The 6,142-nt window shown below is 68.2% G+C and carries 5 protein-coding genes; 4 read left to right on the top strand and 1 reads right to left on the bottom strand.

Features of this window, described 5'->3' with window-relative positions; translation table 11 throughout:
• The first annotated feature begins 204 nt into the window (after nt 1–204).
• The 4 genes from KA419_08420 to KA419_08405 all read left to right on the top strand — a co-directional run bounded on the left by KA419_08420 (nt 205) and on the right by KA419_08405 (nt 5,506).
• Complete coding sequence (locus tag KA419_08420; protein ID MBP7865963.1) at nt 205–1,641, top strand: hypothetical protein; 1,437 nt, start codon at nt 205–207, stop codon at nt 1,639–1,641.
• A gap of 6 nt (nt 1,642–1,647) precedes the next feature.
• A complete protein-coding gene (locus tag KA419_08415) occupies nt 1,648–3,156 on the top strand; it encodes a glycosyltransferase family 2 protein (GenBank protein MBP7865962.1) in 1,509 nt (502 codons plus the stop codon).
• Between the two features lie 97 nt (nt 3,157–3,253).
• A complete protein-coding gene (locus KA419_08410) occupies nt 3,254–4,345 on the top strand; it encodes a DUF1573 domain-containing protein (protein ID MBP7865961.1) in 1,092 nt (363 codons plus the stop codon).
• A gap of 24 nt (nt 4,346–4,369) precedes the next feature.
• Nucleotides 4,370–5,506, top strand: a complete 1,137-nt coding sequence (locus KA419_08405; protein MBP7865960.1) for a hypothetical protein — start codon at nt 4,370–4,372, stop codon at nt 5,504–5,506.
• Here the strand turns inward: KA419_08405 and KA419_08400 are convergent, their stop codons facing one another.
• Nucleotides 5,507–6,130 carry a nitroreductase family protein gene (locus tag KA419_08400; GenBank protein ID MBP7865959.1) on the bottom strand — a complete coding sequence of 208 codons (624 nt, stop codon included), beginning with the start codon at nt 6,128–6,130 and terminating at the stop codon, nt 5,507–5,509.
• Nucleotides 6,131–6,142 lie beyond the last annotated feature (12 nt).

Here is a 6,142-nt window from a genome sequence, read left to right as displayed (position 1 = left end):
ACTTTACCGCCGCTTTTGCTCTATCACCCCCCTCGCACAAGAATGCCGGCTGTCTCTGAAACGCTTCAAAACCTCTCACCGCGCCCCTTTTGGCCCTGCTTGTCCTCATGATGCGAAACCGCTGGGTGTGCGCCTTTGGGATTGAAAAGGCCGGGAAGATAGGCTAAGATCGTAGAGGTGATACCGATTGGAGACCTTCACCGAATGCACGATCCGGGCAAATACGAGGATTTCATCGTCAACTCGGACGATGTGACCAACCTCATCGAAATCTACGCCACCCGCATCAAGGCGTACCCGGAGAACCGCGCCTACTACCGGGCGCTGTCCCTCCAGTGCGGCGAGTATTGCCTCGCCGCCAAGCGGCTGGGCTACCCCGCCGTCGGCGAGGTGGTGCAGCTTCTCTTCCAGATCACGAAGCTGCTGGAGGAGAAGGGCGTGCCGGCCGAGACCCGGATGATGGAGTACTTCATCGCCGAAATTCACAACATCGGCCTGTCCATCAAGAACTGGTTCAAGGACCCCGCGCGGCCCTTCCACTACGAGTCGAGCCACCTCCCCCTCTTCAAGAACTACATCCGGCAGCTCACGCGCCTCGAGAACCACCGGGTGGACGCGCGGCTCGAGCAGCTGGTGGAAGACCCCTTCGACGAGATGGAGAGCCTGGGCAACTTCGTCGACTCGTTCCTGGACGACTTCGACGACGCCTTCGACGCCATCACCGTCCCGGGCGGGGCGAACGCCTCCGCCACGCAGGGCCACATGGAACTCTCTCAGAGCGAGCAGGACGAACTCGAGAAACTCTTCCTCTCCATCTCCGGGGCCTACATCCAGCCCGTGAAGGACTTCATCAGCGAACTCCAGGGCGGCTCCGCCGACAAGGCGTGGATCGACATGTGCATGGGCTCGCTCCGCCTGCTGGAGGACGCCGGCACCAAGATGAGCTACGAGAAGGTCACGGACATCGTCAAACGGTTCAAGTCATTGATGATCATGGCCAAATCCTCCTCCAGCAGCACCATCTCCCGCGACATCCGGATCCAGCTCCTGAAGGAGTACGCCAACCTCTCCGACCTGCTCCCCGAAGCTTTCGCCACGTCGGACTCCCACGCCAGCCGGGGCACGGTCCGCGACACCATCATCGTCAACGCCATCCTGCGGAAGACCCCGGGCATCGGGCCGGTCAGCCGGAACAAGCTCATCGCCGCCGGGATGAACTCCCTCGACAAGTACTTCGTGGCCAACCCCCGCGACCTGGCCGCCGTCAGCGGCCTCTCCGAGTCCCAGGCCATCGTCCTGTGCCAGACCTTCCAGGAGTACCGGAAGAGCCTGGACGTCAAGAAGAACCTTTCGTCCACCGAGCAGGTCTCCCTCCTCAAGCTCTTCAAACTGCTCAAGGAGCTCAAGGCCCTCCACCTGAAGTTCCGCGAGGTCACCCGCGCGGCCCTCCACGAGGAGGGGCACGAGGACGACCTGAACCAGGTCCGGCTCGACCGCCAGAAGTGCATGTGGGAGATCAACATCGTCCTGGCGGAACTCGACGCCTTCGGCATGGTGGAGGATTTCCGGAAGATGGTTTACGACCGGCGCATCGAGCGCATCGACGAGTTTATCCAGACCAAGGCCGACAAGGTTTTCTGAGGGCCCATGCCCGAAACCCGCCGCTGGACCATCGTGACCTGGAGCCGAACGGCCGACGAGGCGGAAGCCGCGGCCGCCCCGTGGCTCGGAAGCGGGGTGGTGGAGCGCCTCGTCCAGGCGGGCCCGGCCTGGGCGGCCCCCCCCCTCGCCCACGGCCCCACCCGGGTCCGGGTGGAATCCCCCCGCTTTCTCGACACCGTCGCGCTGCGCCGGATCGCCGATTCCCTCCGGGGCGGCCGCGTGGCCCTCTTCACCGCCGAGGGCGTGCCCGCCCCCCGGGAACCCCTCTTCCGGCGCCTGGAACAGGCCTTCGACACGGGCCGCTGGGGCTGCCTCTACAGCCGCTACCAGCTGGACCGGGGCGGGTCGGTCCCCGAGACGGTGGTGTTGCCCCGCTTCCAGGAGGGCTCGGCCCGGGACACCTTCCCCATGGGCCCGGTTCTCTTCTTCCGCACCGAGACGTTCCGGAAGGCGGTGGAAGCGGAAAGCGCGTCGCCGGAGTGGCGCTTCGCGGCCCTCCAGGGCGTCCTCCTGGAGTGCGCCCGCCGCGGTCGGGTCGGCCACGTCCCCGAGGCGCTCTACACCTTCTCCCCCCGGTCGGCGGAGGACCCCGAGGCCGCCCATTTCGCCTACCAGCGCCGGGAGGACGCCGAGCGGCAGCGGGAGATGGAAGACGTCTTCACCGGTCACCTCCGCCGGACCGGCGCCTGGCTTCCCCCGCCCCCCGCCTTCTCCTCGCCGGCCCCTGCCTACCCGGTGGACGCCTCCGTGATCATCCCCGTCCGCAACCGGGTGAGCACGGTTGCCCAAGCCGTGGAGAGCGCCGCCACCCAGGAAGCCTCCTTCCCCTTCAACGTCCTCGTGGTGGACAACCACTCCGACGACGGCACGTCCGCCCGGGTCGCCGAGATGGCGGAGCGCTTCCCCAACGTGGTCCACCTGGTCCCCCCCGACCGCGGCCGGGGCATCGGCGGCTGCTGGCAGTACGCGGTCGAGGCCCCGCAGTGCGGGCGCTGGGCGGTGCAGCTGGACTCGGACGACCTTTACGCCGGGCCCCGTTCCCTGTCGCTCATGGTGGACTGCCTGAGGGACACGCCCTGCGCCCTGGCCGTGGGGGCCTACCGCCTGGTGAACCACAAGCTCGAGGAGGTCCCGCCGGGCGTGATCGACCACCGGGAGTGGACGCCCCAAAACGGTCACAACAACCTCCTCCGGGTCGAGGGGATCGGTGCGCCGCGGGCCTACGACGTCCGGGCCCTCCGCCGGGTGGGCTTCCCCGACGTCTCCTACGGCGAGGATTACGCCGTCGCCCTGGCGCTCTCCCGGCAGCACCGCGTGGGCCGCGTGTACGACCCCGTGTACCTCTGCCGGCGGTGGGAAGGCAACACCGACAGCCGGCCCAGCTCCGCGCAGGCGGCGGCCAACCACGAGTACAAGGATTATCTTCGCACCTGCGAACTGGCGCTCCGCCGGTCGGGCTCCCCCCGGCCGGCGCCGGGGCCCGTGCAACCCTGAGGGGGCGGCAGACGTATCATCACCAGCGGGAGCAGTCGTGAAAAGACCTCGTTCGTGTTCGACAACCCGTGGGATCGGAACCGGATGGTTTGTCCTCGTGACCGTCTCCGCCTGGCTGGCCACGGCCGTGCCGGCGGCCGGCCAGGTTCCCGCGCCGCCGGGCGACCCCGCGCCCCAGGGGGTCCCCCGCCTGCTCTGCGAGGAGACGGCCATCAGCGTGGACCGGGTCCCCTGCAACGCACCGCCCCTGACCCACACCTTCACCCTGAAAAACGTGGGGACGGCCCCGCTCCACTTCGGCGAGGTCACGAAACCGTGCCCCTGCACCACCTACGACCTGCCGTCGACCACGGTCCCCCCCGGGGGCGAGACCACGCTGACCCTGAGCGTGGACATCCGGGAAAAGCGCGGCGACTTCTGGGACGGCATCCGGCTGGTCACCAACGACCCCGAAAAGGAGAGCGTTTTCTTCCGCTTCGAGGGTTTCGTGTTCGACCGGATCGACATCCCGAACCGGGACATCGACCTCGGGGAGGTGGCGATCGTCGACGTCCCGTCGTTTCGGTACCCCATCCCCGTCGACGTGAACTCGCCCGCGGTGCCCGCCCTCTCCGAGGTCCGGTCCGCGCGAGGCGTCCTGGCCGGCCAGGTCGATGCCCTCGCACCCGGCCGCTTCCGCCTGGTCCTCTCTTTCCGCACGTCACTCCAGGAAGGGTTTTTCGAAGACACCCTGGAACTCCGTTTCCACGGCGACCCGATTCCGGGGCTGGTCAATCACGGCTTCACCGACCCGGCGACAGGCAAACCGGACGCGTCGACGCCCACCCCCCAGTCCGAGCTTCTGCGGGTTCGCGGTTTCATCCGGGGCATGGTCCTCCCGTCACAACGGAACCTGCCCCTGAGCGAATTCCTCAAATACAGCCCGACCGAGCGGGTCGTCTACCTCCAGTACGACTTCCCCTTCCAAGTGACGACCGTCAAGTGCGAGCCGTTCATGGACGTGAAGGCGACGCCCCTGACCGTCAGGGACGGCCGGCGGCAGATCCACCTTCAGAAACTCACCATCCGGATCGACCGCGACCGGCTCCCGCCCCCGGCCAGGCCGCCGTCGCCCTGGACCATCGAGGTGGGCACGGACCAGGTCAACGCCGCCAGGGTCATGCTGTTCATCTGGGACAACCGGGAGTAATGCGCACCATTCTCTGGAGGGATTATGTTTTTCAAGGAAGACCTCGACAGGCTGCGGGCCTTTTCCACCGCCCGGAACACCGTGGTGTCCCTCTACCTCGACACCGACGGGCGTGTTTCCAACCGCCGGCAGGTGGAGAGCCGGCTCCGGGACCTGATCCGCCTCGGGAAGCACCGTGCCGAGCTGGAACCGGACCGGGAGGCGCGGCGGGAGATCCTCGCCGGCCTCGACCTGATCGAAAAGGGCATCGTCCAGGGACAGAAGGATTTTCACATGCGCGGGCTGGCCGTTTTCGCCTGTCACCCGGAGGGTTTCTACCACGCCATCTCCCTTCCCCGCCCGCCCCGGGACCGCGTCTTCTTCGGCCGCTCCCCCTGGCTCCGCCCCCTCCAGTTCCAGGAGGGGGAGTACCACCGCTTCTGCACGGTCCTGACGGACCGCGTCTCCGCCCGGATGTTCCTGGTCTACCAGGGCGCCATCCTGGAGAAACGGGACTTCCGTGACCACGTTCCCGGGAAGGCACAGGGCGGGGAGCGGGGCGGTTACGAGGACAAGCGGGCCGAGCGCAAGCTCAACCGGAAGGTGGGGGACCATTTCCGCCACGTGGCGGACACGCTGTTCGACCTGTACAAGCGGGACCATTTCGCCTGGCTGATCGTGGGGTGCCGCCCCGAGTACCTCAAGGACTTCGAAGCCACCCTGCACCCCTACCTGCGCAGCCGGCTGGCCGCCCACATCGACATCGCGGAAAACGCCCCCGACCACGAGGTCCTCGAGCGGTCCCTTCGCGTGGAGAAGGCGGTCTGTTTCAAGGAACAGTGCCACGGGATCGACCTGTTCCGCGATGCCCTGAAGTCCGGGAAAAACGCGGTGGCCGGGCTGGAAGACGTGCTCCGGCACCTCAACGCCCAGGCCGTGGGCACCCTGCACCTGTCGAGGGACTTCAGCGCCCGCGGCACCCGCTGCCCCGCGTGCCCCGGCCTGGGGATCCTGGACCTGCGGTGCCCGCTCTGTGGCGCCGCGATGCTCGAAACGCCCGACGTGGTCACCGAGGCCGTCGATCGGGCCCTGAACCTCAACTGCACCGTGAAGCAGTACTACGAGGGGGTCGGCATGGAGGAGTTCGGCAACATCGGCGCCCTGGTCAACTTCCGGGTCTGATCAGACCGGGTCCCCCTCGTAGCGGTTCATCCAGGCCATCGTTTCGAGGGGGTTGCGCCGGGCGGCCCCGCCGGCCGCGGGCGTCTCGCCGATCACCGCCGGGCCCGTTCCCCCGGCCCCGGGCGGTTCCGTCTCCCCCCCGCCCGCCGGGTAGCCCACGGGGATCAGCGCCGAGATCTCCACCGCGCGGGGGATCCCCAGGAGCCGCCGCACCGGCCGGGGGGAGAACCAGCCGACCCAGCAGCTGCCGAGCCCCAGCGCCGCCGCCATCAGGCAGAGGTGCTCCCCGGCGATCCCCATGTCGAGGGGGTGACAGTCGCTGCCGGCCAGCCGGGCCGCCTTGTGGACGAAGGTGTGGGGCCGGGCGCAGAGGACGAAGACCAGGGGGGCCGTGGCCATCCACCGGTTCACGCGGGTGCCGGCGGGCGCGCACTCCGCGAGCTTCCCGATGACCTCCGGCCGGTCCACCGCCACCACGCGCCACGGCTGGGTGTTGCACGAGGACGGGGCCAGGCGCAGCGCTTCCAGCATCAGCCGCACCTTGTCCCGCCCCACCGGGCGACCGTCGTAGCGGCGGACACTCCGCCGCGCTCGAATCAGCTCCATCAGGCCTGTCGCGTCCATGACTGCTCCTCG

The sequence above is a fragment of the Acidobacteriota bacterium genome, assembly GCA_018001935.1.
Taxonomy (GTDB): Bacteria; Acidobacteriota; JAAYUB01; order JAAYUB01; family JAAYUB01; genus JAGNHB01.
This window is presented reverse-complemented; position numbering and strand designations above follow the sequence as displayed.